The sequence below is a fragment of the Streptomyces sp. NRRL WC-3618 genome, assembly GCF_001280005.1.
Classification (GTDB): Bacteria; Actinomycetota; Actinomycetes; order Streptomycetales; family Streptomycetaceae; genus Streptomyces.
In genome coordinates this window covers 1-226 of sequence record NZ_LGDW01000417.1, presented here as the reverse complement: position 1 = coordinate 226, position 226 = coordinate 1, and the positions used below count along the sequence as shown (strand labels likewise).

The 226-nt window shown below is 67.3% G+C and carries 1 protein-coding gene; it reads left to right on the top strand.

What is annotated here, in order from left to right; translation table 11 throughout:
• Window positions 1-226, top strand: a 226-nt coding sequence (locus ADL01_RS28010; RefSeq protein ID WP_159049664.1) for a hypothetical protein, incomplete at both ends; no start/stop codon positions are given.

Here is a 226-nt window from a genome sequence, read left to right as displayed (position 1 = left end):
CCCCTCGCAGGTGGTGCTCTCCGGTGAGCGGGAGGCTCTGGAGGGCTTGGAGCAGACGTTCCGGGGCGAAGGGCGCAAGGTGCGGTGGCTGAAGGTGTCGCACGCGTTCCACTCGCCGTTGATGGAGCCGGTCCTGCACGACTTCCTCAAGGTCGCCCGCGGCTTGACGTACCAGGACCCACAGCTGCCGGTCGTCTCCAACGTGACTGGTGAACTGGCCGAGTCG